Below are 26,222 nucleotides of genomic sequence, written 5' to 3'. Positions count from 1 at the left end.
GCCGGGCATCGCTGGCGCCTGCCTCCTAACGTTGGGGCCATGGCCACCGTCCTCCTCGCCACCTTCGACCTGCTGCCCGACGGCGAGCCGGGAGGTGCCGCGCTGGCCGCCGCGCTCGCCGAGCGCGGGATCGAGAGCCGCTGGGTGTGCTGGGACGACCCGGCGGTCGACTGGGCCGCGGCCGACCTGGTCGCAGTCCGCTCGACCTGGGACTACCACCGCCGGCTGCCTTCGTTCCTCGTCTGGGCGCGGGAGCTCGAGGCGGTGACGCCGCTGCTCAACGGTGCCGAGGTGTTCGCCTGGAACGCCGACAAGGCCTATCTGCTCGACCTCGCGGAGCTGGTGGCGACGGTGCCGACGATGCTCATCGACGACACTGACTGTGCCGGTGGGTTGGCGAAGGCCCTGGCCCGTTGGGGGAGCGTGGTCGTGAAGCCGCGCACCGGCGCGGGCGGCGTGGGCGTCGTGGTGGCCGAGCGCACCGACGACCCGCGGCTCGAGGGACTGGTCGCCGGGCCGTGGATCGCCCAGCCGCTCGTGGAGTCGGTGCGGACGACCGGGGAGTCGTCGGTCTACGTCTTCGACGGGCGCGCCGTGGCGCAGGTCGACAAGGTCGCGGCGACGGGGGAGGTGCGGGTCCACGAGCTGTACGGCGGCTCGAGCCGGCCCGTCGCCCTGGCCCCGGACCGGGCGGCGGTCGCGGAGGGCGCGGTGCGGGCGGCTGCAACGCTGCTGGGAGCCGACCTCGCCTATGCCCGGGTCGACCTGATGGTCCGGGACGGCGCCTGGGCGGTCAGTGAGCTGGAGCTGATCGAGCCGGGCCTGTACCTCGACGTCGACCCGGCCAACGCCGACCGCTTCGCGACCGTCGTCGCGGGGCGTCTCGCGCGCTCCTGACCACCCCTTCTCCTTGCACTCGCCATGGTCGAGTGCTAAACATGATGCTGGCACTCTCGCCTTGAGAGTGACAACGGACATCGCGAAGGAATCGCAGGAGTTATGTCGAAGCTGATTGCTTTCAACGAGGAGGCCCGCCGCGGTCTCGAGCGTGGCATGAACACGCTCGCGGACGCCGTCAAGGTCACCCTGGGCCCCAAGGGCCGCAACGTCGTGCTGGAGAAGAAGTGGGGCGCCCCCACGATCACCAACGACGGTGTCTCCATCGCCAAGGAGATCGAGCTCGAGGACCCCTACGAGAAGATCGGCGCCGAGCTGGTCAAGGAGGTCGCCAAGAAGACGGACGACGTCGCCGGTGACGGTACGACGACCGCGACCGTCCTCGCCCAGGCACTGGTCCGCGAGGGCCTGCGCAACGTTGCCGCCGGCGCGAACCCGATGGGTCTCAAGCGCGGCATCGAGGCCGCCGTCTCGGCCGTCTCCGAGCAGCTGCTCGGCATGGCCAAGGACGTCGAGACCCGCGAGCAGATCGCTGCCACCGCCACCATCTCCGCCGGTGGCGACGCCACCGTCGGTGACGCCATCGCTGAGGCGATGGACAAGGTCGGCAAGGAGGGCGTGATCACGGTCGAGGAGTCGAACACCTTCGGTATCGACCTCGAGCTCACCGAGGGCATGCGCTTCGACAAGGGCTACATCTCGGCGTACTTCGTCACCGACCCGGAGCGCATGGAGACCGTCCTCGAGGACGCCTACGTGCTCATCGCCAACAGCAAGATCAGCAACGTCAAGGACCTGCTGCCGCTGCTGGAGAAGGTCATGCAGTCGGGCAAGCCGCTCGTCATCCTCGCCGAGGACGTCGACGGCGAGGCGCTGTCGACCCTGGTCGTCAACAAGATCCGCGGCACCTTCAAGTCCGTCGCGGTCAAGGCCCCGGGCTTCGGCGACCGCCGCAAGGCCATGCTGCAGGACATCGCGATCCTCACCGGCGGCCAGGTCATCTCCGAGGAGGTCGGCCTCAAGCTGGAGACCGCGGGTCTCGAGCTGCTCGGCCAGGCCCGCAAGGTCGTCATCACCAAGGACGAGACCACCATCGTCGAGGGTGCCGGCGACGCGGCCCAGATCGAGGGCCGGGTCAACCAGATCCGCGCCGAGATCGAGAAGTCGGACTCCGACTACGACCGCGAGAAGCTCCAGGAGCGCCTCGCCAAGCTGGCCGGCGGCGTGGCCGTCATCAAGGTCGGCGCGGCCACCGAGGTCGAGCTCAAGGAGCGCAAGCACCGCATCGAGGACGCCGTCCGCAACGCGAAGGCGGCCGTCGAGGAGGGCATCCTCCCCGGTGGTGGCGTCGCGCTCGTGCAGGCCGGTGCCAACGCGTTCGACAAGCTCGAGCTCGAGGGTGACGAGGCCACCGGTGCCAACATCGTCAAGGTTGCGCTGTCCGCCCCGCTGAAGCAGATCGCGATCAACGCCGGCCTCGAGGGCGGCGTCGTCGCGGAGAAGGTCGCCAACCTCCCCGCCGGCCAGGGCCTCAACGCTGCCACGGGCGAGTACGTCGACCTGCTGGGCGAGGGCATCATCGACCCGGCCAAGGTCACCCGCTCGGCGCTGCAGAACGCCGCGTCGATCGCCGCGCTGTTCCTCACCACCGAGGCCGTCGTGGCCGACAAGCCGGAGAAGGCCGCCGCTGCCGGCGACCCGACCGGTGGCATGGGCGGCATGGACTTCTGAGTCCCGCCGCTCCACCGCACCACCCCCAGGGCCTCCGCTTCGGCGGGGGCCCTGGGGCTTTTTCATGCTCGGTCGAGCATCGCGTGGCTCAGTCCTGCTCGCGGGGCCAGGTCCAGGCGAGCCGTACGACGAGGGCGAGCAGCGCCAGCTCCAGCGCGACGCCGAGCCCGTAGAAGGCCAGCCAGGACTCGCCCGCCAGGTTAAACGCCGTGACGGGGACGTAGAGCGTGGCGACGACGAGGTTCGCGAGGCGGCCGGCCGGGGCGGGCAGCGTCGTCGACAGCGTGATCATGAGGATCGGGACGGCCATCATGGCGAGCGCGGTGGTCGAGAAGGCCTGTGACAGGTCGAACTCGAAGACCCGGCCGTCGAGGATGTCCTCCACGACGCCGGGTGTGAAGAAGTTGAGGATGTCCACGTAGGCGTAGAGGAACATGAGGCTCGTCCACGCGGCGGCGAGCTTGGCTCGCACGGGGATCGGCTGGTCCTGCAGTGGGGTGGGGTGACGTTCGCTCATCGGGGGCTCCGTTGTCGTGCTGTGGATCGGTCGGTCCACGATGGCTGGGTACGGCGGCGGGCGGCATCGGCCGGGAGGCCGCGGAACCCCTGGCCGAAGGCATGCTGCGCGTCTCGTACTTTCGGCGGGTATGCCGGGGCGCGCCGATCCCTAGGCTGGAGCCGTGGTCACCGTCCGGCGCTCCGTCCTCGACGAGCCGCGGCCTGCCGACGCCGCGCCCGTCGGTCGCCCCGACCGGCTGCTGGCGGGCGGGTTCGCGGTCGCCGTACTGATCGAGGGCGTCCTTCGGCCGGATCTGGCGTGGCGACCGCTGGTGACGGTGCTCGCGCTCGCGCTGGCACCCGCCCTGCTCTGGCGGCGCAGCCACCCGCTGGTGGCCGCCGTGGCCGGGTGGGGCGTCGCCGGGCTGCTCTCGGTCCTCCAGCTGACCGCCCACAACGGGTCCCTCGGCCTCGACTCCATGCTCGCAGTCCTGGTCCTGCTCTACTCCCTGGTGCGGTGGGGCTCGGGCCGGGAGACCGCGTGGGGGACGGCGTTCGTGGCCGTCGTCGCCGCCCTGGGCATGTACGCCACGTCCGCGAGCTGGTCCCAGGTCTTCGGCGGGAGCGTCCTGCTGCTGTTGTGCGTCGCCCTGGCGGCGGTGTTCCGCTACCGCGCGGACCTCCGGCACCGCCAGGAGCGCGAGATCCGCAACCACGAGAGGGTCGCACTGGCGCGCGAGCTCCACGACATCGTGGCCCACCACGTCTCGGCCATCGCGGTGCAGGCGCAGGCCGGCGGCGTGGTCGCCGGCGTCCAGCCCGAGAAGGCCGTCGAGGTCCTCGCGGCGATCGAGTCCGAGGCGTCGCGGACCCTGGCGGAGATGAGGTCCATGGTGAAGGTGCTGCGCGAGCAGGAGTCCGTCGCGTACTCGCCGCAGCGAGGCGTCGCGGACCTGCCTGCCCTGGAGCGCGCCGATGCGAAGCCGACCGTCGAGGTCTCGCTGGACGGGTCGTTGAGCCTGTTGGCGCCACCCGTGGACGCCGCGCTCTACCGGCTCGCGCAGGAGTCGCTGACCAACGCCGTACGCCATGCGCGCGGCGCCACCCGGGTCGGCATCGACGTACGCCGGGAGGGCGACACGGTGCGGCTGCGGGTCAGCGACGACGGCCGGAACGAGCCGGGGTCGGCCCCGGCGCCCGGGTACGGCCTGCAGGGCATGGCCGAACGCGCCCAGCTCCTCGGCGGCTCGCTCTCCGCGGGCCCCGGGCCGGAGGGCGGTTGGGTCGTCGAGGCCGTGCTGCCGGCGGAGGGACTGGCATGACCATCCGCGTCGTGGTGGCCGACGACCAGGACCTGGTCCGGACCGGGCTGGTGATGATCCTGGGCGCGCAACCCGGCATCGAGGTCGTGGGGGAGGCGGCGGACGGGCTCGCAGCGCTGGACGTCGCGACCCGGCTGCGTCCCGACGTACTCCTCGTCGACATCCGGATGCCCGGCCTCGACGGCGTCGAGGTGACGCGGCGCCTGGCGGGCCCGGACGTGCCGGACCCGATGGCGGTCGTGGTGATCACCACCTTCGACCTCGACGAGTACGTGCTCGGCTCCCTGCGCGCCGGCGCCCGCGGCTTCCTGCTCAAGGACGCCGGACCGGCGCTCCTGGTCCAGGCGATCCACGCCGCGGCCGAGGGCGACGCGCTGATCGCCCCCAACATCACCCGTCGCCTGCTGTCCACCTTCGCCGACCAGGCGCCGGCGACACCGGTCCAACCCATCGATCCGCTGACCGAGCGCGAGGAGGAGGTGCTCGCCCTGGTCGCGCGGGGCCGGACCAACGCCGAGATCGCCACCGAGCTCTTCGTCGGCCTGAGCACGGTCAAGACCCACGTCGCCTCGTTGATGGCCAAGCTCGGTGCCCGCAACCGCGTCGAGATCGCGATGTGGGCGTACGACACCCGACGGGTCCGCGCCGACTAGTGAGGTCTGGATGCGGACCGCAGCGCGGATCTTGAGCGCCTGGCGCTGGATCGGCGGGGTCGATCGCGGCGGATTGCCCGCAGTTGCTCCGGTCGAGGCAGCCCATACGCCAACGGTCGCAAGGTCCGTCCATCTGAGCCATCAACACCAGGCAGGTCACGTCCGATGTGCGATCCCGCCATCGACTTGGCCAAGGGGCAGGTCTGAGTAGCACTCGCCGACGACCGTGCCGTCGCGGCGGCGCAGCAGCTCGATGCGAGTCGTGCCGCGTGGAGTGACGATGCGGGCCAGTCCGTGCGGGGTGATCCAGCGGTAGGCGGCGAGGCCGAGTTGGCGCACCTGGTAGCCGCCACCTCCGTCGGGAAGGTGGCCGTGGGTCTTGATCCGATGGTGTCTTCGGGTCAGGGGAGCGGCGTTGTGGTCGCCGGTCTGACCGGGGGGTCCGCCGCGGGCGGGCGGGACGTAGGGGGTGGGATGGTCCAGGTCGAACCGGCCGCCGACGCCTCCGCCGTTGGTGGAGTGGGGGAAGACGTCGCCGCGCATGCGTTGGATGGCACGTTCCCGTACGACGGTGGGGTGCTCGTAGGCATTCACGCTCGTGACGCCGGCGAGGTCCAGGACAGGCTGCAGGCAGATGTCGTTGCGGCCGAGGAGCTCGGCGAGCTGCTCGAGCAGGAACGGGCCCAACCCTTCGACCCGGGCGACGCCGGGGAGGACGCCGGCGAGGGCCGCGGCGGAGAGGTGCACGTGGACGACCGCCTTGCGGCGTCGGGCGGGCGGTGTCGGCGGTTGGGGAGACGGTTCGGGTGACGGTTCGGGAGAGGGGGCGTGGAGGCTGTCCAGGACCCGTGCCGCGGCGTGGGGGTCGGCCAACAAAGCCAACGCCTCGGCCCGCAGCTGGGCCCGGGTGGCGTGCTGGTCGTCCTCGGCTCGGTCCAGGTGTGCCTCGAGCGCATCGGCGAGGTCGTCGATGGCGGCATCCAGCTCGACCGCTGCGCCTGCGGGCAGCTTGGCGGCGAATCGGCGGGTGGCTGCTTCGCCGCCGCCGAGAGGGTCGATGATCTCGCCGGGACGAGGCCTGGAGAGCCAGCACCCGGTCTTCTTGGCGTCCTCGGCGACTCGGGCCTGATGGGCGGCCAGGTCGGCCTCGATCACCTTGGCCTCGGCGATCCGCAGGATCCGGCCCGGGGACTCCTGCACCGCGGCAGCGACCGTGGCATCGACCAGCCGGACCGCATCACGGTCCAGCTCCCGCGCCATCACGGCGACCTTGCGTGCCAGCCAGACCGGCATCCGCAGGTCGAGGACCAGGGCCCACAGCGACGGCAACCGGTGGCGCAGGTCGAGCGCCGCGGCCGCTAGGCTCTGCGTGCCGATCTCCCCGGCGTGGAAGGCGATAGCCAGCTCGGCGATGCCGAGCTCGGCGACCGCGGGGGTGCCGTCGCCGCCGAGCCGGACCAGCCGGTCACCACCCCGCGTCACCGGTACGGCGCCCGGCCCGGTCTGCGGGTCGGTGCCGTTGCGGTCGCACCACGCAAGGACCAGCAGGAGCTGGTCGACCTCGGCCTGGCGTCGTTCGCGAACGTTGGCCTCGGCGCGCGCCAACAGCTGTGCCGCCGTCAGCTCGCCGAGGTCCCGGTTCATGCCCACAGCCGATCACGCACCCTCGACACAAAGGACGCGCTCGGATCCTCCTGTGGACTACGGCACCATCTCCTCGCCGGGGAGGCGGGCGGCGAGGCGCTGCCGGATGGTCGCGGCCGGCGGCGCGTCGTTGACCCGGTCATCGCTGGTCGTTCGACACAGCGGACCGTTCGTCCCATGATGAAGACATGTTCGTGCCGAACCGGATCGGACGCGGCCTCGGGCGGCGACAGAGCCGGGAGAAGCTCGCGACGAGGAAGGTCGCCCGGGAACGGGCGCTGCAAAGGGCTGTCGAGCGCCGTGCTCGGGACCTCCACGACGAGCTGCCGGTTGTGCCGAGCCAGGGCGACCTGATCTGCTTCAACGCGGCGATCCACCCCTGCTGATCGTCAGAGCGCACGAAGGAGCCCGACATGGAGTCCACGAACCTGACCACGCTGACCGACAGCCAGCTCGCGGCCGCGCGTGCGGCGAGCAGCGGCCGCGCGGCCGTCACCGTGTACGGCGGCCGCGAGCACCGGCTGCGCCAGACCCTGATCGCCCTGCGCGCGGGTGAGCGGCTCGGCGAGCACGACGCTCCGGAGGAGGCGACGTTGCAGGTGCTGGAGGGCGAGGTCGCGCTGCACGCGGGCGGGGAGACCTGGCAGGGCGTGGCCGGCGATCACGTCGTCATCCCGCCGCAGCGCCACGACCTGGAGGCGCTCAGCGACGCGGCAGTGCTCCTGACGGTGGCCAACTAGTCTGCGTCCGTGGTCCACGGTCTCCTCCTCGCCGCCGGCGCGGGCCGCCGGATGGGCATGCCCAAGGCGCTGGTGCGCGACGCCGACGGCACTCCCTGGCTGACGCGGTCGGTGCGCGTGCTGCGCGACGGTGGTTGCGCTGAGGTCGTGGTGGTGCTGGGGGCGGGTGCCGATGAGGCCGAGCCGCTGCTCGAGGGGCTTGCCGGTGTCAGCACCATTCGTTCGGAGGACTGGTCCTCCGGCATGGGTGCCTCGCTCGCCACCGGTCTCGCGGTGCTCGCCCCCGGAGTCGCCGAGGCCGCCCTCGTCCACCTCGTCGACCTTCCCGACGTCACGGCGGAGGTCGTCGACCGCGTCCTGACGACGGTCGCCTGCGGCACCGCGGCCCTCGCCCGGGCGTCGTACGACGGCACGCCGGGGCACCCCGTCCTGATCGGACGCGACCACTGGTCCGGCGTGGTCGAGAGCGCGGCGGGCGACCGGGGCGCGCGGGCCTTCCTCGCGGCGCACGACGTCACTCTCGTTGAGTGCGGCGATCTCGCCACGGGGGCCGACGTCGATCGGCGATGAGATCGGCAACAGTTGCCAACCTCCCGCCAACGACCGCCCCCTAGCCTTGAAGCATGGACACCCGCGTCGCCGACCTCGCCCGCCGGCTGGAGGAGACGGGCTACCTGGCCGACGAGGAGCTCGCGACCGTCCTCTTCCTGTCGCTGGAGATGTCGCGGCCCCTGCTCCTCGAGGGCGAGCCGGGCACCGGCAAGACGGCGCTGGCCGAGGCGATCGCGGAGAGCCTCGACCGGCCGCTGATCCGGCTGCAGTGCTACGAGGGGATCGACGCGACGCAGGCGCTCTACGACTGGGACTTCCCGCGCCAGATCCTGCACCTGCGGGCCCTCGAGGCGCTGTCGGGAAGCGCCAAGGGTGACGTCGAGGAGGCCGAGAAGAGCCTGTACGACGAGCGCTTCCTCCTCGCGCGGCCGGTGCTGGCCGCGCTGCAGCAGAGCCCCGCGGTGCTGCTCATCGACGAGGTGGACCGCGCCGACGACGAGTTCGAGGCGTTCCTGCTGGAGGTCCTCTCGACCTTCCAGGTGACCATCCCCGAGCTCGGCACGGTCCAGGCGGCGACGCCGCCGACGGTCGTGCTCACCTCCAACCGCACCCGCGAGCTGCACGACGCGCTAAAGCGGCGATGCCTCTACCACTGGATCGACCACCCGGGCCTCGAGCGCGAGGTCGCGATCGTCCGCTCCCGGGCGCCCGAGGTCGGCGCGACCCTGGCCCGCCAGGTGGTGGAGGTCGTGCAGCAGCTGCGCGCCGGCACCGACCTGCTCAAGCCGCCGGGGGTCGCCGAGACCCTCGACTGGGCGCGGGCGCTGCAGCACCTCGGCACCACCGACCTCGACGTCGAGACGGCGGCGCGGACCCTCGGTGCGCTGGTGAAGTACCGCGACGACGCCGAGCGGGTGCGCGCCGCGCTCGACCGGATGCTGGCGCGATGACCACCGCCACCCTGACCCACCAGCCCGACGAGATCCTCCTGGGCTTCGCCACCGCGCTCCGGGCGGCCGGCGTACCCGTCACCCAGGACCGCACCCGCGCCTACCTCGACGCGGTCGCCCTCGTCGGCCTCGGCGACCGTACGGCGACCCGCGCGGCCGGGCGCGCGACGCTGTGCGCGACCCCGGAGGACCTCGAGCGCCACGACCGGGTGTTCGACGAGTGGTTCAACCGCGACAACACCACGCCGACGGTCCGGCCGCGGCACGCCCAGCAGCAGCCGTCCGCGGCCCTGCTGCCCGACGAGCAGTCGGCGACGGGGAGCGGGCCGGACGAGGACGAGGACCCGGTCAAGGCGGCCGCCAGCGCGATCGAGGTGCTGCGCCACCGCGACGTCGCGACCATGGACCCGGCCGACCGGGTCCGGCTCGCGAGCATGTTCAGCACGCTGCGGGTCGTGCTGCCCACCCGCCCGACCGCGCGTCGTACGCCGCACCGCCGCGGCGATGTCGACGCCTCCCGCACGCTGCGCGCCAGCCTGCGCCGGATGGGCGAGCCGGCCGAGATCCACCGCCGCCGGCGAGCGACCCGGCCGCGGCGCGTCGTCCTGCTGGTCGACGTGTCCGGCTCGATGAGCGGGTACGCCGACGCGCTGCTCCGCCTGTGCCACCGGGTCGTCACCGCCGGCCCCGGCGTCGAGGTGTTCAGCCTCGGCACCCGGCTGACCCACCTGACCCGCGCGCTGCGGCGCCGCGACCCGGACCGGGCGATCGCGGCGGCGGGCGACGTCGTACCGGACTGGTCGGGCGGCACCCGGCTCGGCGAGACGTTGAAGGCGTTCGTCGACCGCCACGGCCGGCGCGGGATGGCCCGTGGCGCGGTCGTCGTGGTCTTCAGTGACGGCTGGGAGCGCGGCGACACCGCCCTCCTCGCCGAGCAGGTCGACCGGCTGCACCGGCTGGCCCACAAGGTCGTCTGGGTCAACCCCCACCGCGGCAAGGACGGCTATGCCCCGGTGCAGCAGGGGATCGTCGCCGTCCTGCCCCATGTCGACGCGTTTCTCGCCGGCCACTCGCTGGCGACCTTCGCGGACCTGTTGGAGGAGGTACGCCGTGCGTGAGGTACTGCCCCAGCTGCTGGCCTGGTGGGAGGCCGGGGAGACGGTCGGGATGGGCACCGTGGTGGCCACCTTCCGCTCCGCCCCGCGACCGCCGGGCGCCTCGATGCTGGTCGGGCCCGACGCGTCCGCGGTCGGCTCGGTGTCGGGCGGCTGCGTCGAGGGCGCGGTCTACGACCTGGCCCAGGAGGTCGCCACCACCGGCACCCCGACCCTGCAGCGCTACGGCGTCTCCGACGACGACGCCTTCGCCGTCGGCCTGACCTGCGGCGGCATCCTCGACGTCTACGTCGAGAAGGTGAGCCGCGAGACCTTCCCCGAGCTCGCCGACATCGCGGCCGACATCGAGGCCGGCCGCCCGGTCGCGGTGGCCACCGTCGTCGACCACCCCGACCCGGCGTACGTCGGCCGGCGGGTGGTCATCCGTCCCGACGAGCCGGCCACCGGCTCCCTGGGCAGTCCGCGCATCGACGACGCCGTGCGCGACGACGCCCTCGGACTGCTCGCCGCCGGCCACAACGGCACCCTGTCCTACGGCCCCGACGGCGAGCGGCGCGGCGAGGGGATGAGGGTGTTCGTGTGGGCCTTCGCCCCGGCGCCGCGGATGCTGGTCTTCGGCGCCATCGACTTCGCCGCCGCGGTCGCCCGGGTCGGCGGCTTCCTCGGCTACCACGTGACGGTGTGCGACGCGCGGCCCGTGTTCGCGACGACCAGCCGGTTCCCCGGCGCCGACGAGGTGGTCGTCGAGTGGCCGCACCGCTACCTCGCCGCCGAGCAGGAGGCCGGACGGGTCGATGCCCGCACGGTCATCGCGGTGCTGACGCACGACCCGAAGTTCGACGTACCGCTCCTCGAGGTCGCACTGCGCCTGCCGGAGGTCGGGTACGTCGGTGCGATGGGCTCACGCCGTACCCACGACGACCGGATGGACCGGCTGCGCGAGGCAGGCCTGGGCGACGACGAGCTCGGCCGGCTGCGCAGCCCGATCGGCCTCGACCTCGGCGCCCGCACGCCCGAGGAGACCGCGATCAGCATCGCCGCCGAGATCGTCGCCGGTCGCTGGGGCGGCTCGGGGGAGCCGCTGGGTGTGCTCAGCGGCCGCATCCACGCCTGAGCAGCGCTTCTCCACAGGTCCGCCGGACTTCCTTGACTTCCGCGGGGACGTGGTGTCAGATGTGTCTGCCCATACGAAGATGGGCAGACACAGATGATCTCGGGAGTCCAGTCATGCACATTCATTCCTCGGCACTGACCCGCTGGATCGGCGCTCCGGCGGTGACGGCGGCACTGGTGGTCGTCGGCACGGCAGTGCCGGCGCTCGCGTCCACCTACTACTCTGCGGCCAACCCGCTCCAGGCGATCCAGGACGGGAAGTCGCAGGCCGAGTCGTTCGGCGCCTTCTCGATCAAGAACCTGTCCTACGCCCACAACGGCTACAGCTACCGCGACCCGCGCGCGGGAGGCGACGCGGTCTACGTCGAGACGTTCTACGACTGGTACCAAGGCTCGACGCTCAAGTCGCAGGTCGGGACCGACACCAGCCCGAAGTACGCCCAGTCGGCCTGGACCGCCAGTGCCGATCAGCAGGTCCTCTACATTGGGGGCAACGGGGTGCGCATCTCCACGAACGTGTGCGAGGACCACGGCGCACTGGTCAAGGACCCGTGCAGCATCAAGCCGACCAAGTTCTTCAACTACTGAGGCCGGGTCGGGTTGTCGCTCTCGGTGGCCTGCAGTCATCACTACGGCCTGGGAGAGCCCGTGCTCGTCGACGTCGACCTCGTGTCGCGTCCTGGGGTCACCGGGCTGCTCGGCGTCAACGGGGCGGGGAAGACCACCCTTCTTCGCGTGATGGCGGGGAGCCTGCGGCCGAGCTCGGGGGACGCGCTGGTCGACGGGACGTCGCTCTACGGGCGTCGCCGCCGGCAGGCATTGTCCCGCGTCGGCTACATGCCCCAGCACTTCGACGCACCCCCACGCGCGAGCGTCAGCGACGTGCTGCGCTACCTCGGCTGGATGAGAGGGCTCGATGCGCGGCAGGCCCGGACCGCCGCGGCCCGGCTGCTCGAGGTGGTCGGCCTGGCCGACCGGGCCGGCGCGCCGATGGGCTCGTTGTCGGGCGGCATGAAGCGGCGCGTCGGATTCGCGCAGAGCCTGATGGCCGATCCCGACGTGCTGCTGCTCGACGAGCCCACCACGGGCCTCGACCCCGAGCAGCGGGTGGCGATGCGCGAGGTCATCGCAGCGCAGGAGCGCCAGGGAGTGACCGTGGTCAGCAGTCACCTGATCGAGGACATCTCGACCCTCGCCGACCATCTGGTGGTCCTGGAGCAGGGGCAGGTGCTGTTCGACGACAGCATGGCCGCGTTCCGGGCGACGTCCGAGGGCACCGACGAGGAGCGCTTCCTGCGGCTCATCACCACCGGGCGGCGCGGATGAGGCGCGGTTGGCTGTGGTGGTCCCGCCGCGACGGCGTGGTCCTCGCCGGCCTCTGCCTGGCAGCGGGTGTCGGCTTCATGATGCTGTCCGGTGCGCCATGGCTGGGATCGTGGAAGATGGCGCTCGACTGGGCGAGCGGGACCGCCATCCTCATCGGTCCGGTGGCCGCCGGGCTGACCGCGTGGCGCTACTCCCGGGTCGCCGGGCTCGGCCTCGCCGGGCTCGCCGCCCAGACTTCGCGGGGGAGTCGTGGGTGGCTGGAGCCGGCGCTGGCCACCTGGCTGGTCGCCTGCGCGGTGATGCTGGTCATCGCCGTGGCGGCCACGACACTGGCCCTGTTCCACGGGTCGGTGGCTGCTCCATCCCAGGGGGTCATCCTCCTCCTGGGATGGAGCACGCTCGCCGCTCAGGTGCTCGTCGGGGCCTACGTCGGCGCCCGGTTCCCCGGCCCGTGGGCGCCACCGGTGTCGGCCGTGCTGGTGTTCTGTCTCAGCACCTTCTCCTCCAGCGCGTTGATCCCCGAGACGTTCCGCACCGGCGGGATCACGGGGCCGATGATCGGGGAGCTCTACGTGGTGCCAGTGGTCCTCGCGCAGGCGGCGATCGGCCTCGGGCTGGCCATGCTCCTGCTCCTCGGCGTCCGGTCCAGGGCGGCGCCGGTCGGGAGCCGTGTGCTCGCGGTGCTGGTCGTGCTGGCCGTCGGGGTGGGCGCGTGGTGCTGGATCGGCGGTACGGCGGACGCGAGCCGGCTGCGCGCCGTACCGGTGCCGTTGGTCTGCGACGACGACGGCGTGCCCGAGGTGTGCGTGGCGCGGGAGACGAGCCGCCCGCTGCACGCCGTGGCCGATGCCCTGCGCGCGGCGGCGGAGCCGTTGCGGGCGGCCGGGGTCACGCTGCCGGCGCGCTGGGAGCCGGAGGTCGGTCCTCGGCCCCACCCCGCTCACACCGGTGTCCTCACCTTCGTCGACGTGGGCGAGACGAGTGCCGGTGCGAACCGTCAGGCCGTCTTGTTCTCCTTGGCGTCGCCGGCGCCCTGCGCGTCCTTCCGCAGCAACCATGCCGACCAGACGGCGCTCCAGGCGCAGTCGGTCCTGATCCGGTGGCTCGACCTCGCGACCCGGCCGAGCCGCTCCGACGGAGGCACGCTCGACACCTGGTTGCTCACCGACGAGGCCACGACCTGGGCCGCCCAGACCTATCCCGCCCTGGCGTCGTGCACCCTGGCGGACATCGTCCTCCCCGCCGCCGCTCCCCAGTGGGGGGAGTGAGCGATCGCCGTCTTCCTGCGCGCCAACGGCTTCCACGTCACGATGCCGCTCGCACTGGTGCTCGGGTTCTGCCTCAACCTCGTGCCGACCGTCCGGGTGTCCTTCCCGGCCCTGCCCAGCGCGGTCCTCGTGGGCCTGCTGGTCCCCGGCACGGTCACCCTGCTCCTCGGCTGGACCCTGGTCGACCGGTGGCCGACGACCGAGCTAGCGCTCTCCCGTCAGGGGCCCGGGATCGTCGCGGTGCGGGTGGGGGCGACGATCGTGGCGTGCCTGGTCGCCGCCGCGGTCGCCAGCCTGGCCGAGGACCACCACGCGGTCGCCGGCACCTGCTGGCTGCTGACACTCGCCCTGGGCGTCGAGCTGGTGCTTCCCGGCTACTGGTGGACCGCGGTGCTCGTCGGTCAGGGCGCGCTGCTCCACGCCGACTACCACCACGTCGTCTGGGCCGGTGTTCTCACCTCGACGTTCCCGGCAGGCATCGCCCTCGTCGTGGCGGCGGGTGCCGCGGTGGCGAGGGGGTGATCGCGGTCACAGCCACGGAGTAGGGTTCGATCATGGACGAGCTCGACCAGCGTCGGCGGCGCGCGCTCGCCGCCTGGACCACGTGGGTCGAGGAGGGCGGCGCCCTGAACCAGGTGCGTCCCGAGATCCTCGACAGCTGGACCCGCTCGGGAGCCTCGGTCGCGCGCGACGTGATCCAGGCGCCGCTCGCCGACGAGTCGGAGACCCGCTCGTTCTGGCAGGGATCGCCGCTGCAGATCGCCGTCGAGCGGGTCGAGGACGAGCTGCGTCGCACCGCCGAGGACGGCGACCTCGTGCTCGCGGTCACCGACCCCGACACCCGGGTGCTCTGGACGTACGGCGGCCGCGTGATGCGGCGCAAGGCCGAGACCGTGAACTTCGTGCCGGGCGGGCGCTGGGACGACCGCTCGGTGGGCACCAACGCGCTCGACCTCGCCAACCGGCTGGACCGCCCCTCGATGGTGTTCAGCGCCGAGCACTACGCCCCGATCGTGCACAACTGGGTGTGCTGGGCCGCGCCGCTGCACGACCCGGTCAGCGGCGCCAAGCTCGGCGTCCTCGACATCTCGACCACCTGGGAGCGCACCCACCCGATCGGCCTGGCCACCGCGCGCGTGCTCGCGCGACTGGTCGAGCAGGCGCTGCCACGCACCCACCTCTACGAGGAGGCCGCAGCGGCCGAGGAGACCAGCGAGCCGGGCCTGGTGCTCAGCCTGCTCGGCACCGCCGAGGCGCGGGTCGACGGGCAGCGGCTGCTGCTCAACCGGCGCCAGACCGAGATCCTCTCGCTGCTCGCGCTGCACCCCGACGGGCTCTCGCTCGACCAGCTCCACGCGATGCTGTACGGCGACCACGCGGTCACCTTCTCCACGCTCAAGGCAGAGGTCTCCCACCTGCGTGCCGCGCTGGCCGGCCAGCTCGCCTCCCGGCCCTACCGGCTGCTGATGCCGATCGCCACCGATGTCGACCACGTGCTCGCGCTGCTGCGGCGCGGCGACGTCGCCGCCGCGGTCGAGGCCTACGGCGGCGACCTGCTGCCCGGCACCGAGAGCCCGGCGCTGGTCGAGATGGGGGAGTACGTCGCCGTCGCGGTCCGCGAGGCCCTGCTTGCCGACCCGCAGCCCGACGCGGTGCTGCACTACAGCGAGCTGGCGCCCTACGACACCGCTGTGCTGGAGGCCTGTCTCGCCGAGCTCGGCCGCGAGGGCCGGCTGCGGCACCCCGCGATCCCGCTGCTCAAGGCGCGGCTGGCGGTCGCCGACGCCTGAGCGGCCCGGAGGTCGAGGAGGTCGCGCAGCGACCGTCACGAGACCCCCGGCCCGCTCTCGCAACTGTCGAGGCACGGTCCCGGCAGACCTCACGGGGTCTCGTGACGGCCGCGGGCGGCCTCCTCGACCTCCGGGGCCACGGCCTTGCTTCGCCAACTGCCTGCGGCCAGTCCCGGCAGCACCTCACGTGGTCTCGTGACGCGCCACGACCTCGCTTGCTTCGCGGCGCGAGCTCGCCGGCGCTCCTCGACCTTCGGCCGCTGACGACGGCTTCGCAAGCTCAGCCGTCGGCGGCCTCCAGCCACTCCCGGATCTCGTCGTTGTGCTGCCCGAGCGTGGGCGGCGCGACGTGCTGCTCGCGACCGCCGGCGTACGCGTTGTCGTCGAAGCGCAGCGCCGGGCCCGGCAGCTGGATGTCGCCGAGGGTGGAGTGCTCGACATCGATGAGCAGGCCCTGGGAACGGGTCTGCTCCCACGCGTAGACGTCGTCGAGGGAGCGCACCTTGCCGGCGGGCACGCCGGCCCTGTCGAGCCGCTCGAGGACCTCGTCGGCAGACACGTCGGCGAGCAGGGCCTCGATCAGGGCGATCACCGCGTCGCGGTTCTCGACCCGCTCGGGGTTGGTCGCCATGCTCTCGCGCTCGGGGTCGATGCCGAGCTCGGCGCACAGCGCCTGCCACAGCTTCTCCGAGCCGCACGCGATCTGCACGGGGGCGGTGGCGGTCGCGAACATGCCGTACGGCGCGATCGAAGGGTGGTGGCCGCCGGCAAGGCCGGGGACCTCCTTGGCGACGGTCCACTTCGTGCCCTGGAAGGCGTGCACCCCGACCATGCCCGCGAGCAGCGAGGTGCGCACGACCCGGCCGCGGCCGGTGCGCTCGCGCTCGTAGAGGGCCGAGACCACGCCGTACGCACCGTTCATGCCGGCCAGCAGGTCGGCGATCGGTACGCCCACCTTGGTCGGCTCGGTGAGGCCGGTCAGCGACATCAGGCCGCCCTCGCCCTGGGCGATCTGGTCGAAGCCGGAGCGCTTCGCCTCCGGCCCGTCGTGGCCGAAGCCGGTGATCTGCAGGACGACCAGGCGCGGGTTGAGCTCGTGGAGGCGGGAGACCGGGAAGCCGAGGCGGTCCAGGACGCCGACCCGGAAGTTCTCCATCAGCACGTCGGCGCGCTCGACCAGCCGGGCCAGGACCTCCTGGTCGGCCGGGTCCTTGAGGTCGAGGGTGATCGACTCCTTGTTGCGGTTCGCCGAGAGGAAGTACGTCGACTCGCGCTCCCCCTCCGCGGGGTCCACGAACGGCGGACCCCATGTGCGGGTGTCGTCACCCGCGGGGCTCTCGACCTTGATCACGCGGGCCCCCAGGTCTCCCAGCATCATCGCGGCATGGGGCCCGGCGAGGGCGCGAGTGAGGTCGAGGACCAGAACGTCGTCGAGAGGCGCGGACATGGCTCGACCCTAGTGACGACGGCAACCGCTGAGCATGGCAGGTGTTGCCAACAGATCCGCGCCGATCAGGGCAGGAGCAGCACCACGGTCTCGGCGACCGCGGCCGGCTTGTCCTCGCCCTCGATGTCGATGACGTGCTTGAGGGTGATCTGGTAGCCGCTGGCGAGCTCGGTGACGTCGGCCAGGGTGATCGTCGACCGGATCCGCTTGCCGACCAGCACCGGGTTCGGGAAACGCACCTTGTTGATCCCGTAGTTGAGCTTCGCCCCGGGCGTGTCCAGCTCGAAGATACCGTGACCCAGCCACGGGATCAGCGAGAGGGTGAGGTAGCCGTGGGCGATGGTGCCGCCGAACGGTCCCTGCTTGGCCCGCTCCACGTCGACGTGGATCCACTGGTGGTCACCGGTCGCCTCGGCGAACTGGTTCACCCGCTCCTGGGTGATCTCGACCCAGTCACTGGTGCCGAGGACCTCGCCGTTGGCGGCGACCAGCTCGTCGAAGGTGGTGAAGACCCGCATGCTTCTTGCTCCTGGCTCTTGGTGTCTCGTCACTAGGATTCGGTCATGGAACCTACACGCGGCCTTCCCGAGGACCTGCTGCGGGCGGCACCCAAGGTGCTGCTCCACGACCACCTCGACGGGGGACTGCGACCGGCGACGATCATCGAGCTCGCCGCGGGCGTGGGCCACGCCCTCCCGGAGACCGACACCGACGCGCTGGCGCGGTGGTTCGCGGAGGCCGCCGACTCCGGCTCGCTCGAGCGCTACCTCGAGACCTTCGCCCACACCGTCGGGGTGATGCAGACCGCCGACGCGCTGACCCGGGTCGCGCGGGAGTGCGTCGAGGACCTGGCCGCCGACGGTGTCGTGTACGCCGAGATCCGCTACGCCCCCGAGCTCCACGTCGAGTCCGGGCTCGACCTCGAGGAGGTCGTCGCCGCCGTCCAGCAGGGCTTCGAGGAGGGCATGGCCGCGGTGGCCGCCGACGGTGGCCGGATCATCGTGCGGCACCTGCTCACCGCGATGCGCCAGGCCGCCCGCGCCATGGAGATCGCCGAGCTCGCCATCGCCTGGCGCGACCGCGGCGTCGTCGGGTTCGACATCGCCGGCCCCGAGGCGGGCTACCCGCCCACCCGGTTCATCGACGCGTTCGAGTACCTCCAGCGCGAGAACTCCCACTTCACCATCCACGCCGGCGAGGGCTTCGGCCTGCCGTCGATCTGGGAGGCCGTCCAGTGGTGTGGGGCCGACCGGCTCGGCCACGGCGTGCGGATCGTCGACGACATCAGGGTCGACGACGCCGGCGTCGCCCAGCTGGGCCGGCTGGCGTCCTACATCAGGGACAAGCGGATCCCGCTCGAGATGTGTCCGTCCTCGAATGTCCAGACAGGAGCCGCGCCCTCACTCGAGGAGCACCCGCTCCGGCTGCTCGCGTCGCTGCGGTTCCGGGTCACCGTCAACACCGACAACCGGCTGATGAGCCGCACCACGCTGAGCCGGGAGTTCGGGCTGCTCTCCGAGACCTTCGGCTACGGCTGGGCCGAGATGGAGTGGCTGACGGTCAACGCGATGAAGTCCGCGTTCGTCCCGTACGACGAGCGGTACCGCCTGATCACCGAGACCATCAAGCCCTGGTACGCGGCTCAGACGACGAACCAGAAGTAGTCCCAGCCGGCCACGTCGACCCGGTGGGCGGACCAGCGCTCGGCGGGGACCTCGACGAGGCGCCCGCTGGCCGGGTCGAACACCTCGACCCCGGTCCCGGTCGCCCGGACGGCGAGCACGACGTGGCGGGGCAGGCAGCGGCTGCCGAGGTAGACACCGACCGGGCGGCTGTGCACCTGCTCGCGCAGGACGTCGTACCCGATCACGGGGCGGGGGCGCACGAACACCGTCGCGACGTGCTCGCCGGTGAGCGCCCGGAGTGCGCCCGCGACCGCCCACGGTGGGGTGCCGAGCGCGCGCGGCCACGGCACCTGGAACCGGTCGCGCGGACTACGCGAGGAGGTCAGCAGCCGGTGCTCCTCGGTGATGTCGCTCGCCGGGTCCTCCGGGCGCCACGAGGTCAGCAGGGCGCGGGCGCCCAGGACACTGGCCGCGCCGCAGGTGCGGGAGTCCGGCTGGCGCAGCGCGCTGGGCGCGAGGTCAGCCGGCCACCGCATGGTCGCCCTCCTGGTCGTGGCGCTCGTGGCTCTGGCGCAGCTCGGCGAAGGCCCGGTCGCCGGTGGCGACCCGACAGCCGACCGCGGTCGCCCGGCGCACGATCTGCCGCTGTGCCCGGGCCAGGGCGAGGCCGCGGCGTACCAGTACCGGCGGGGGCTTGCGGTGCTCGCGCAGGTCGCGGGTGAGCCGGCGCCAGAAGGTCACGACCGGGTGCTGGGTGATGCAGTACGCCGCCGCCAGGATCCCGGCGCGACGGCACTCCTCGACGATCTCGGTCGCGAAGATCCCTTCGGCGCAGAACCGCTGCGCGCCGGCCAGGTCGAGACGCTGGGAGCCGGTGCGGCGGCTCTGCGAGATCGAGTACGTCGGCACCTCGGTCGCGCCCGTCGTACACAGCTCCTCCAGGGCAGCGAAGGCGTCCTCGTGGCTCCAGGTGCCCGGGTGGTCCCAGTCGACGAGGCCGGCGTTGGCGCCCTCGGTGATCAGGGGGAGGCCCGGCTCGTCGCCGTCGCGGTAGAAGTCGTCGAGGCGCAGGGTCGGCCACCCGTAGGCCTTCGCGAGCCGCCCGGCCAGCCGGGACTTCCCGGACCCCGAGGGGCCGGCGAGCACGATCACGCGGGCAGGGGCGGTCATGGGGGTCGAGTCTGCCGTACTGCCGGTGGGGGAGCGAGCCGGCACAGTAGGTTTTCGCCCCATGGGAGAGGGAGTTCGGCGCAAGCGCCGCTGGATCAAGAGGACGCTGCTGGGGTTGCTGGCGCTGGTGGTGCTGGCCGCGATCGGGTTCTTCACGTTCGCGCCCGGCATCGTCGAGAACGGGATGAACAAGGTCGATCCCGCCGACCTGCCGGAGGTCAGCCCGCAGACGCAAAGGCTGCACGACTCGCTGCAGGTCGTCGACATGCACTCCGACACGTTGATGTGGGACCGCGACATCCTGGACCGGTCGGACCGTGGGCACCTGGACCTGCCGCGGCTCGAGGACGGCAATGTCGCGCTGCAGGTGTTCTCGTCGGTGTCGAAGTCCCCGAAGGGCCAGAACTACGACAGCAACTCGGCCGACAGCGACAACATCACGCTGCTCACCTTCGCCCAGCTGCAGCCGCCGCGGACCTGGACCTCGCTGCTGCAGCGCTCGCTCTACCACGCCGAGAAGCTGGAGGAGGCGGCCCGGAAGTCGAACGGGGCGCTGCGCCTGATCCGCTCGCGCCGCGACCTCGACCGGCTGATCGCCGACCGCGAGGACGGCAAGCAGGTCACCGGGGCACTGTTCTCGGTGGAGGGCCTGCAGAACCTCGAGGGCGACTTCGACAACCTCGACAAGCTCTACGACGCCGGCATGCGGATGGCCGGCTTCACCCACTTCTTCGACAACGAGGTCGCGGGCTCGATGCACGGTGAGGAGAAGGGCGGGCTGACCGACCTGGGGCGTCGCGTGTTCGCGGAGATGGAGCGCCGCGGCATCATCGTCGACATCGCCCACGCCAGCCACGCCGCCGTCGCCGAGATGCTGGCCCTGGCCACCAAGCCGGTCGTCCTGAGCCACGGCGGCGTCCAGGCCACCTGCGACGTGAACCGCAACCTCACCGACGCCGAGATCCGCGGCGTCGCGGCCACGGGTGGCGTCGTCGGCGTCGGCTACTGGAACGCGGCCGTGTGTGCCCGCACCACCAAGGCCGTCGTCGACGCCATCGACCACGTCGTCCAGGTCGCCGGCATCGAGACCGCCGCCCTCGGCAGCGACTACGACGGCGCCACCACTGTCGGCTGGGACACCACCCATCTGGCTGCGATCACCCAGGAGCTGGTGAACCGTGGCTACGACCGGACCCAGATCGCTGCGATCATGGGCGGGAACACGCTGCGGGTGATGCGGGCGACCTTGCCGTAGGTCAGCCGCCGGTCAGCCGTCGGTGTGCGCGGTCGCTCGGGAGGTCGAGCGGCGCACGCTCAGGGTCGCCGGTACGACGCGGGACCTGGGAGTCGCGTGGTCGTCTGGATCGCCCATGAGGAGCTCCATCGCGGTCGCGACCTGCTCCTCCTGGTGGATGTCGATGGCCGTGATCGGCGGGTCACCGAGGCGGGCCAGGCCGCTGTCGATGTCCTGGGCGACGAGCAGGTCGTCGGGAACGGTGAGGCCCATCTCTCGAGCGGCCGTCACGACCGCTCCCGCGAAGCCGTCGAAGAGCCCGAGCACGGCGTCGGGACGCGGATCGGAGCGCAGGGCTTCCAGCGCGACCGACCTCGCGCGGGCGCCGATCTCCTCACGCGTGCGGCAGGTGCCGACCTCGACTGTGTGCGCGACGGCAGTGGATCCGGTGGCGTGCCAGGACGCGAACTCCTCCAGGGCATCACGCCCGGCGCTCCAGTTCACGTCGCTGGCGAGCAGGACGATCCGCCGGGCGCCCTGCTCGTGCAGGTGGTCGAGCATGGCGCGAATCGCGCTCGATGTGTCGGGACTGACCGACGGTGCGTCGGGGTGCTGGTCGTCCCGCCCGATGAGGACGTACGGGACCTGGGTCTGATCCAGCATCCGGCAGCGAGGGTCGCCCTCGACCGGGTCCACGACGATCAGGCCCTTGAGGCCCATCGCCAGCAGCTCCGTGGGTGGCTTCAGGTCCGGGAGGATGGTCAAGGCACAGCCGTGGACGAGGGCGTGCTGGCTGGCCCAGACGGCAAGGCGGCCGTAGGCATCCGTCGTGAGCAGCTCGTCGAGGGAGAGCTCAGCGACGCGAGGCAACACCAGGCCGATGGTGTCGGGCCGACCCAGGGCGAGGCTGCGCGCTGCCCGGCTCGGGACGTAGTTGAGCTCCTGGGCGATCTTCTGCACGTGCGCCCGGGTGCGAGCGTCGACCCGGCCCTTGCCGCTGAGTGCGTGGGAGGCGGTGGTGGGGGAGACGGCGGCCGCCCGCGCCACGTCGGCCAGGGTCGCCCGTTCGATCACGCGGCCCACCCTAGCTCCGGCTGTCCCGAACGAGCCATTGACATTGCCAAAGCGCTTTGGCATTGTCCGTCGTGACCGAGCCCACACCCTGAGAAGGTGGCCATGACATCTCCCGAGCAAGCCGACCCGTCCGCCGGAGGAGCCCTGCGGACCCGTGACCTGGTCGCCTTCGTGATCGCTGCCGCTGCCCCGCTCGGGTTCGCGGCCGGCGCCTTCCCCCTGGCGATCGGCCGCGGCGGCATCGGCTTCGTGGGCGTGCTGCTCTGGACAGGCGCCATCCTCGCTGTCTTCGCCGTGGGCTACGTGACCATGGCACAGCACCTCGCCCGGCCGGGTGGGCTGTACGCCTTCATCGGAGCCGGCCTGGGCCGGCGAGCGGGTGACGGGGCGTCCTACGTGGCCGCCATGCTCTACGCCCTGATCGCGGCGGGCTCGATCGGCGCGTTCTCGGTGTTCGCCAGTTCGGCGGCCATGAACCTGCTCGACCTGGAAGTCTCGTGGATCGCCTTCGCAGCCGTCGCCGTGGCGACCATGGGCACCCTGGGCTACCGCAACGTCGACCTGGGAGCCAAGATCCTCGGGGTCATCATCTCGCTCGAGATCGGCATGATCCTCCTTGTCTCGATCGCGATCGTCCTCCAGGGCGGCGCGGACGGCCTCTCGGTGACACCGCTCAACCCGCGCCACGTGTTCGGGCACAGCACGGGCACCATGTTCGCCATCTCGATCGCCGCGTTCGCCGGCTTCGAGGCGACGGTGATCTACGGCGGTGAGGTGCGCGACCGCGCCCGGACCATCCGGCGAGCGACCTACATCGCGATCGCGCTGATGGCAGTCATCTACGCGTTCGCCGCGTGGGCGGTCATCATCGCCTACGGCAGCAACGACGCCGTCGCGGCAGCCAATGCCGACCCGATCAACCTGTTCTTCACCGCGGCCGACCACTACCTCGGCGGCTGGTCCGGCGACGTGATGCAGGTGCTCGTGGTGAGCAGCTGGTTCGCGACCATCCTCGCCTTCCACAACGCGGCCTCCCGCTACTTCGCCGCCATGGGCCGTGACGGCCTGCTGCCGCGACGGCTCGGCAGCCAGCACGCGCGCTTCGGCTCGCCGTACGCCGCGAGCCTGGGTCACACGGTGTTCACGGTCCTGTTCGTGGCGCTCTTCGTCGCGATCGGCGCGGACCCCTACCTGGACATGTACGTCATGTCGAGTGCGCCGGCGCTGGTCGGCATCCCCGGGTTGGAGGCCCTGGCCAGCCTCGCGATCCTCGCCTACTTCCTGCGCAACGCACGCGGGCACTCCGTGTGGCGGATCCGGGTCGCGCCCGCGGTGGCCGCGCTCGCGCTGGCGGCCATCGTCTACGCGATCTGCACGCAGATCTCCCTGTTCACCGGCCGGACCGGCGTCATCAACGTGGTGCTCCCCGGCTCCGTCCTCGTCGCGTTCGCGCTCGGGTTCGTCCTCAACGGCTCAGCCCGGACCAGCCCGGCCGACGACGACCCGGCCGGGGCCGAGGAGCTGCTCGGCCACGCGGGCGACACCGTCTGAGCGCCCGCACCCACCCCCACTAGAGAGGAAAACCGGTATGGAGGAGTCGACCCGCCACCACGAGGCGGGAGGATCCACCGAGCTCGCGGCCGTGTGGCTCGAGAAGTACGTCGTGCACCTGCAGGAGAAGCCGGGGGAGACCCCGACGGCCGTCGACCACATGCTGTTGTGCGAGTCCGTGCTCAACGCCGTCGAGGACCGCTACGAGGTCACGCTCTCACGCGGCACCGACGGCACCGGTGAGGCGATCACCACCTTCGCGCCCGGCCCGCCGCTGGTCTACGTGAACGAGATGCTGCTGAACCGCAAGATGGCGTCCTTCGGCAGCCTCGAGGAGCTGGACCGTGCGTTCCCGCCCGGCCCGTACACCTTCGTCGCGACCGACGCGGTCGGCACGCATGCGCTCACCGTCGACCTCGGCGGCTCGACGGGCCGCAGCGAGATCCCTGCTGTACCGACGATCGACCTGCTCCAAGACGGCGTCCGCGTCGCGGGGCAGGTCGATCCGGGCAAGCCACTGCGGATCGAGTGGGACCCCTTCGTCAGCAGCGACTCGGCGACGGGCTCCGAGACCGTCTGGTTCGCGCAGAACGCGATCTTCCTGCTCATCGACAACTGCCGCGGCGAGATGGTCTACTCCTCCGGAGTGGTGCCTCCGGTCGCCGCGCTCACCCAGGAGAGTACGGGCATCACCCTGCCCGCCGGGACCTTCGAGCCGGGCCTCGACTTCACGGTGTTCCTCTCGTTCATCAGCTTCCGCGACACCGCTTCGGCTGTCCGCTCCGACGGGTCGAGCCTCGAGGGCGCCTCGGTGAACTCGATCGCGGTCGAGCTGCCCTTCACGACCGGCGGCGAGGCGGCCCCGGGCCGCGCGCGACCGCCGCGTCCGGTGCGGGCCAACTACCGTTGGCCGGGACCCCACCCCGCCAACGACGTTCCGATCCCGTGGCCGGTCGACGACTCGGGACTTCACATCGCCGAGCTGCCGCTCGGGTTCGTGGCGGAGCAGGTTCTCGCGGGCGTGCATCGATGACGCGCCGCATCGCCTACGTCTACCCGGGACCGCGCACCCCTGACGCCGACACGACCCTCAAGCTGGTCAGCGAGTTCGCGTCACCCGAGACGACCGTCGAGACCGTCTTCCTGGAGGGCGTGCCGCCCGACATCGAGGGCTACGCGTCCCGGCAGTTCACCGAGCTGGCCCTGCTGCGCCTGCTGCCGAGCCTGCAGGACGCCGGCTTCGACGCCGCCGCGATCGGATGCTGCTACGACCCGGCCGTGCTGCTCGGGCGGGAGCTGGTCGACATGCCCCTGGTCGGGCCGCTCGAGGCGAGCATCAACCTGGCGTCCTATGTCGGGCGCACGTACTCGATCCTGACCGACGGGCCGAAGGTCGCGGCCTGGCTCGGTGACCTGCTCAACGTCTACCGCGACGCCCGCTGTCGCGGCATCCACAGCCTCGACCTCGACCCGCACGCCATGTTCGAGGACGTGCCGACGGTCTGCACGACCACGGCGAGCGAGGTCCGGCGGATCATGGCCGCCGACGGCAGTGACGTGGTCGTGCTGGGATGCACCGTCATCGGAGACTGCCTCGCCGCCGCGGGCTCGGTCGCCACGGTGGACGGCGACCTGCCGGTCATCAACCCGGTTCTCGCCTCGATCAAGGCAGCCGAGATGCTGGCCGACCTCTACCGGGCCGGCCGCTACTCCGTGAGCCGCCAGGGGTTCTACGCCTCGTCCGCGAGCTCGGTGGAAGCGCTCGGCTTCGAGCTCTCCGGAGCATCCCTGCAGGACGAGCAGGGGCGCCGCATCGCCTGAGGTGCGGCGCCCGTCGGCGTCACGCTCGGAGCACGAACCGTGCTCCGAGCGGGTCGCTGACCAGTCGATCGCCACCGCCGGTGTCCGGTCCACGCAGGACCGGATACCAGCGAGCCCGGCCCGCCACCGCCGCGGTCTCGGGACGGATCTCGAGGACGGAGCCGTACCAGGCGCCCGCGCCGGCGGGGTCCGGGCAGTGGAGCACGGCGCCCACCGGGTCGCCCGGCTCCGCGTCCTTGCCGACGGTGACGCCGGCCCACTCGGAGGTCTCCACCAGGCACAGGCTCGCGCCCCACGGGTCGGTGACCATCGTCATGGCTCCCCAGCCGAGGAAGTCGATGCCCGACGTCACGACCTGTCCACCGCGCTGCTCCACGGCTCCCTCCGCCTCGGCGAGGCTCGGCGTTCTGAAGAAGACGGCCCACTCGACCGGCGGCCCGGGGTCCGGGACCGGATCGATACCTGCGAGTCCGGGGCGGTTCGTGCGCCCGAGCAGCTGGTACCCGGGCTCGCGGGGGTCGTGCGTGGTTGTCCGGGACCAGCCGAACATCGAGGCGTAGAACGCCGCTGAGCGCGGCAGGTCCGTCGTCGTGACGTCGACCCAGAAGGGTGCAGTCGCCGGCTGTCGTCGTGACTCGTCCATGGCGGTACTCGATCACTTGATAGGGGCACGCCGCAAGAGGGCGTGCGAGTTCTCTATC

28 protein-coding genes are annotated in these 26,222 nt (G+C 71.9%); 20 read left to right on the top strand and 8 right to left on the bottom strand.

What is annotated here, in order from left to right; translation table 11 throughout:
• Positions 1 to 39: 39 nt before the first annotated feature.
• Together FBY23_RS21235 and groL are read left to right on the top strand one after the other, a co-directional pair.
• Complete coding sequence (locus FBY23_RS21235) at positions 40 to 897, top strand: RimK family alpha-L-glutamate ligase (RefSeq protein WP_141799959.1); 858 nt, start codon at positions 40 to 42, stop codon at positions 895 to 897.
• 102 nt (positions 898 to 999) lie between these two features.
• A complete protein-coding gene (groL, locus tag FBY23_RS21230) occupies positions 1,000 to 2,628 on the top strand; it encodes a chaperonin GroEL (RefSeq protein WP_141799958.1) in 1,629 nt (542 codons plus the stop codon).
• Between the two features lie 88 nt (positions 2,629 to 2,716).
• Here the strand turns inward: groL and FBY23_RS21225 are convergent, their stop codons facing one another.
• Positions 2,717 to 3,145, bottom strand: a complete 429-nt coding sequence (locus FBY23_RS21225; RefSeq protein WP_141799957.1) for a DUF6326 family protein — start codon at positions 3,143 to 3,145, stop codon at positions 2,717 to 2,719.
• Positions 3,146 to 3,308: 163 nt separating this feature from the next.
• On the opposite strand from FBY23_RS21225, the gene FBY23_RS21220 reads away from it, so the two are divergent.
• Together FBY23_RS21220 and FBY23_RS21215 are read left to right on the top strand one after the other, a co-directional pair.
• The gene (locus tag FBY23_RS21220; protein WP_141799956.1) at positions 3,309 to 4,448 is read left to right on the top strand and encodes a sensor histidine kinase; all 1,140 of its coding nucleotides are present in this window, start codon (positions 3,309 to 3,311) and stop codon (positions 4,446 to 4,448) included.
• Positions 4,445 to 5,101, top strand: a complete 657-nt coding sequence (locus tag FBY23_RS21215) for a response regulator transcription factor (RefSeq protein WP_141799955.1) — start codon at positions 4,445 to 4,447, stop codon at positions 5,099 to 5,101. The genes FBY23_RS21220 and FBY23_RS21215 overlap by 4 nt, the downstream gene beginning before the upstream one ends.
• 156 nt (positions 5,102 to 5,257) lie before the next feature.
• Here the strand turns inward: FBY23_RS21215 and FBY23_RS21210 are convergent, their stop codons facing one another.
• Positions 5,258 to 6,745 carry a hypothetical protein gene (locus FBY23_RS21210; protein ID WP_141799954.1) on the bottom strand — a complete coding sequence of 496 codons (1,488 nt, stop codon included), beginning with the start codon at positions 6,743 to 6,745 and terminating at the stop codon, positions 5,258 to 5,260.
• A gap of 188 nt (positions 6,746 to 6,933) precedes the next feature.
• Between FBY23_RS21210 and FBY23_RS21205 the strand changes: the two genes are divergently transcribed.
• From FBY23_RS21205 to FBY23_RS21155, 11 genes are all read left to right on the top strand, one after another.
• Positions 6,934 to 7,131 (top strand): hypothetical protein, encoded by a 198-nt coding sequence (locus tag FBY23_RS21205; protein ID WP_141799953.1) that lies wholly within the window; start codon positions 6,934 to 6,936, stop codon positions 7,129 to 7,131.
• Positions 7,132 to 7,158: 27 nt separating this feature from the next.
• A complete protein-coding gene (locus FBY23_RS21200; protein WP_141799952.1) occupies positions 7,159 to 7,485 on the top strand; it encodes a cupin domain-containing protein in 327 nt (108 codons plus the stop codon).
• Positions 7,486 to 7,494: 9 nt separating this feature from the next.
• Entirely contained in the window at positions 7,495 to 8,055 is a 561-nt protein-coding gene (locus FBY23_RS21195) for an NTP transferase domain-containing protein (RefSeq protein ID WP_174245235.1), read from the top strand.
• Between the two features lie 53 nt (positions 8,056 to 8,108).
• Positions 8,109 to 8,987, top strand: a complete 879-nt coding sequence (locus tag FBY23_RS21190; RefSeq protein ID WP_141799951.1) for a MoxR family ATPase — start codon at positions 8,109 to 8,111, stop codon at positions 8,985 to 8,987.
• Positions 8,984 to 10,105 carry a VWA domain-containing protein gene (locus tag FBY23_RS21185; RefSeq protein ID WP_141799950.1) on the top strand — a complete coding sequence of 374 codons (1,122 nt, stop codon included), beginning with the start codon at positions 8,984 to 8,986 and terminating at the stop codon, positions 10,103 to 10,105. Before FBY23_RS21190 ends, FBY23_RS21185 begins: the two co-directional genes overlap by 4 nt.
• Positions 10,098 to 11,216: an XdhC/CoxI family protein gene (locus FBY23_RS21180; RefSeq protein ID WP_141799949.1), complete on the top strand. Its 1,119-nt coding sequence runs from the start codon at positions 10,098 to 10,100 to the stop codon at positions 11,214 to 11,216. The genes FBY23_RS21185 and FBY23_RS21180 overlap by 8 nt, the downstream gene beginning before the upstream one ends.
• A gap of 113 nt (positions 11,217 to 11,329) precedes the next feature.
• Positions 11,330 to 11,803, top strand: coding sequence for a hypothetical protein (locus tag FBY23_RS21175; protein WP_141799948.1), 474 nt, complete (start codon positions 11,330 to 11,332; stop codon positions 11,801 to 11,803).
• 60 nt (positions 11,804 to 11,863) lie between these two features.
• Positions 11,864 to 12,541 (top strand): ABC transporter ATP-binding protein, encoded by a 678-nt coding sequence (locus FBY23_RS21170; RefSeq protein WP_160158321.1) that lies wholly within the window; start codon positions 11,864 to 11,866, stop codon positions 12,539 to 12,541.
• Positions 12,538 to 13,809 carry a hypothetical protein gene (locus tag FBY23_RS21165; RefSeq protein ID WP_141799946.1) on the top strand — a complete coding sequence of 424 codons (1,272 nt, stop codon included), beginning with the start codon at positions 12,538 to 12,540 and terminating at the stop codon, positions 13,807 to 13,809. Before FBY23_RS21170 ends, FBY23_RS21165 begins: the two co-directional genes overlap by 4 nt.
• A gap of 42 nt (positions 13,810 to 13,851) precedes the next feature.
• Positions 13,852 to 14,331 carry a hypothetical protein gene (locus FBY23_RS21160; RefSeq protein WP_141799945.1) on the top strand — a complete coding sequence of 160 codons (480 nt, stop codon included), beginning with the start codon at positions 13,852 to 13,854 and terminating at the stop codon, positions 14,329 to 14,331.
• Between the two features lie 32 nt (positions 14,332 to 14,363).
• The gene (locus tag FBY23_RS21155; protein ID WP_141799944.1) at positions 14,364 to 15,599 is read left to right on the top strand and encodes a transcriptional regulator; all 1,236 of its coding nucleotides are present in this window, start codon (positions 14,364 to 14,366) and stop codon (positions 15,597 to 15,599) included.
• 280 nt (positions 15,600 to 15,879) lie between these two features.
• Here FBY23_RS21155 and FBY23_RS21150 read toward each other — a convergent pair whose 3' ends face one another.
• A complete protein-coding gene (locus FBY23_RS21150; protein WP_141799943.1) occupies positions 15,880 to 17,046 on the bottom strand; it encodes a CaiB/BaiF CoA-transferase family protein in 1,167 nt (388 codons plus the stop codon).
• A 65-nt stretch (positions 17,047 to 17,111) separates the two neighbouring features.
• Complete coding sequence (locus FBY23_RS21145) at positions 17,112 to 17,564, bottom strand: MaoC family dehydratase (RefSeq protein WP_141799942.1); 453 nt, start codon at positions 17,562 to 17,564, stop codon at positions 17,112 to 17,114.
• A gap of 45 nt (positions 17,565 to 17,609) precedes the next feature.
• Here FBY23_RS21145 and FBY23_RS21140 point away from each other — a divergent pair, with 45 nt between their 5' ends.
• Entirely contained in the window at positions 17,610 to 18,710 is a 1,101-nt protein-coding gene (locus FBY23_RS21140; RefSeq protein WP_141799941.1) for an adenosine deaminase, read from the top strand.
• Here FBY23_RS21140 and FBY23_RS21135 read toward each other — a convergent pair.
• Entirely contained in the window at positions 18,689 to 19,207 is a 519-nt protein-coding gene (locus FBY23_RS21135; protein ID WP_141799940.1) for a hypothetical protein, read from the bottom strand. The two genes, FBY23_RS21140 and FBY23_RS21135, sit on opposite strands and share 22 nt — an antisense overlap.
• On the bottom strand, positions 19,191 to 19,841 hold the full coding sequence (locus FBY23_RS21130) for an ATP-binding protein (RefSeq protein WP_186348239.1): 651 nt from the start codon (positions 19,839 to 19,841) through the stop codon (positions 19,191 to 19,193). Before FBY23_RS21130 ends, FBY23_RS21135 begins: the two co-directional genes overlap by 17 nt.
• A gap of 61 nt (positions 19,842 to 19,902) precedes the next feature.
• On the opposite strand from FBY23_RS21130, the gene FBY23_RS21125 reads away from it, so the two are divergent.
• Positions 19,903 to 21,096, top strand: a complete 1,194-nt coding sequence (locus tag FBY23_RS21125; RefSeq protein WP_141799939.1) for a dipeptidase — start codon at positions 19,903 to 19,905, stop codon at positions 21,094 to 21,096.
• Positions 21,097 to 21,108: 12 nt separating this feature from the next.
• Here the strand turns inward: FBY23_RS21125 and FBY23_RS21120 are convergent, their stop codons facing one another.
• Positions 21,109 to 22,149, bottom strand: a complete 1,041-nt coding sequence (locus FBY23_RS21120; protein ID WP_160158320.1) for a LacI family DNA-binding transcriptional regulator — start codon at positions 22,147 to 22,149, stop codon at positions 21,109 to 21,111.
• A gap of 102 nt (positions 22,150 to 22,251) precedes the next feature.
• Between FBY23_RS21120 and FBY23_RS21115 the strand changes: the two genes are divergently transcribed.
• Genes FBY23_RS21115 through FBY23_RS21105 form a run of 3 tightly spaced genes read left to right on the top strand, consistent with a single transcriptional unit; the run spans position 22,252 to position 25,521 of the window.
• Positions 22,252 to 23,700 carry an APC family permease gene (locus FBY23_RS21115; protein ID WP_141799937.1) on the top strand — a complete coding sequence of 483 codons (1,449 nt, stop codon included), beginning with the start codon at positions 22,252 to 22,254 and terminating at the stop codon, positions 23,698 to 23,700.
• Positions 23,701 to 23,737: 37 nt separating this feature from the next.
• The gene (locus FBY23_RS21110) at positions 23,738 to 24,733 is read left to right on the top strand and encodes a hypothetical protein (protein WP_141799936.1); all 996 of its coding nucleotides are present in this window, start codon (positions 23,738 to 23,740) and stop codon (positions 24,731 to 24,733) included.
• The gene (locus FBY23_RS21105; protein WP_141799935.1) at positions 24,730 to 25,521 is read left to right on the top strand and encodes an aspartate/glutamate racemase family protein; all 792 of its coding nucleotides are present in this window, start codon (positions 24,730 to 24,732) and stop codon (positions 25,519 to 25,521) included. Before FBY23_RS21110 ends, FBY23_RS21105 begins: the two co-directional genes overlap by 4 nt.
• Before the next feature lie 19 nt (positions 25,522 to 25,540).
• On the opposite strand, the gene FBY23_RS21100 is transcribed toward FBY23_RS21105, so the two are convergent.
• Positions 25,541 to 26,164 carry a VOC family protein gene (locus FBY23_RS21100; protein WP_141799934.1) on the bottom strand — a complete coding sequence of 208 codons (624 nt, stop codon included), beginning with the start codon at positions 26,162 to 26,164 and terminating at the stop codon, positions 25,541 to 25,543.
• Between the last annotated feature and the right edge of the window lie 58 nt (positions 26,165 to 26,222).

This window comes from Nocardioides sp. SLBN-35, from assembly GCF_006715725.1.
Lineage (GTDB): Bacteria > Actinomycetota > Actinomycetes > Propionibacteriales > Nocardioidaceae > Nocardioides.
This window is presented reverse-complemented; position numbering and strand designations above follow the sequence as displayed.

Bases quoted from the DNA above. Each gene is read 5' to 3' on its own strand.
- FBY23_RS21235 (WP_141799959.1), top strand. From the start codon at position 40: ATGGCCACCGTCCTCCTCGCCACCTTCGACCTGCTGCCCGACGGCGAG.
- groL (WP_141799958.1), top strand. From the start codon at position 1,000: ATGTCGAAGCTGATTGCTTTCAACGAGGAGGCCCGCCGCGGTCTCGAG.
- FBY23_RS21225 (WP_141799957.1), bottom strand. From the start codon at position 3,145: ATGAGCGAACGTCACCCCACCCCACTGCAGGACCAGCCGATCCCCGTG.
- FBY23_RS21215 (WP_141799955.1), top strand. From the start codon at position 4,445: ATGACCATCCGCGTCGTGGTGGCCGACGACCAGGACCTGGTCCGGACC.
- FBY23_RS21210 (WP_141799954.1), bottom strand. From the start codon at position 6,745: ATGAACCGGGACCTCGGCGAGCTGACGGCGGCACAGCTGTTGGCGCGC.
- FBY23_RS21205 (WP_141799953.1), top strand. From the start codon at position 6,934: ATGTTCGTGCCGAACCGGATCGGACGCGGCCTCGGGCGGCGACAGAGC.
- FBY23_RS21200 (WP_141799952.1), top strand. From the start codon at position 7,159: ATGGAGTCCACGAACCTGACCACGCTGACCGACAGCCAGCTCGCGGCC.
- FBY23_RS21190 (WP_141799951.1), top strand. From the start codon at position 8,109: ATGGACACCCGCGTCGCCGACCTCGCCCGCCGGCTGGAGGAGACGGGC.
- FBY23_RS21185 (WP_141799950.1), top strand. From the start codon at position 8,984: ATGACCACCGCCACCCTGACCCACCAGCCCGACGAGATCCTCCTGGGC.
- FBY23_RS21175 (WP_141799948.1), top strand. From the start codon at position 11,330: ATGCACATTCATTCCTCGGCACTGACCCGCTGGATCGGCGCTCCGGCG.
- FBY23_RS21165 (WP_141799946.1), top strand. From the start codon at position 12,538: ATGAGGCGCGGTTGGCTGTGGTGGTCCCGCCGCGACGGCGTGGTCCTC.
- FBY23_RS21160 (WP_141799945.1), top strand. From the start codon at position 13,852: ATGCCGCTCGCACTGGTGCTCGGGTTCTGCCTCAACCTCGTGCCGACC.
- FBY23_RS21155 (WP_141799944.1), top strand. From the start codon at position 14,364: ATGGACGAGCTCGACCAGCGTCGGCGGCGCGCGCTCGCCGCCTGGACC.
- FBY23_RS21150 (WP_141799943.1), bottom strand. From the start codon at position 17,046: ATGTCCGCGCCTCTCGACGACGTTCTGGTCCTCGACCTCACTCGCGCC.
- FBY23_RS21145 (WP_141799942.1), bottom strand. From the start codon at position 17,564: ATGCGGGTCTTCACCACCTTCGACGAGCTGGTCGCCGCCAACGGCGAG.
- FBY23_RS21140 (WP_141799941.1), top strand. From the start codon at position 17,610: ATGGAACCTACACGCGGCCTTCCCGAGGACCTGCTGCGGGCGGCACCC.
- FBY23_RS21135 (WP_141799940.1), bottom strand. From the start codon at position 19,207: ATGCGGTGGCCGGCTGACCTCGCGCCCAGCGCGCTGCGCCAGCCGGAC.
- FBY23_RS21130 (WP_186348239.1), bottom strand. From the start codon at position 19,841: ATGACCGCCCCTGCCCGCGTGATCGTGCTCGCCGGCCCCTCGGGGTCC.
- FBY23_RS21125 (WP_141799939.1), top strand. From the start codon at position 19,903: ATGGGAGAGGGAGTTCGGCGCAAGCGCCGCTGGATCAAGAGGACGCTG.
- FBY23_RS21115 (WP_141799937.1), top strand. From the start codon at position 22,252: ATGACATCTCCCGAGCAAGCCGACCCGTCCGCCGGAGGAGCCCTGCGG.
- FBY23_RS21110 (WP_141799936.1), top strand. From the start codon at position 23,738: ATGGAGGAGTCGACCCGCCACCACGAGGCGGGAGGATCCACCGAGCTC.
- FBY23_RS21105 (WP_141799935.1), top strand. From the start codon at position 24,730: ATGACGCGCCGCATCGCCTACGTCTACCCGGGACCGCGCACCCCTGAC.
- FBY23_RS21100 (WP_141799934.1), bottom strand. From the start codon at position 26,164: ATGGACGAGTCACGACGACAGCCGGCGACTGCACCCTTCTGGGTCGAC.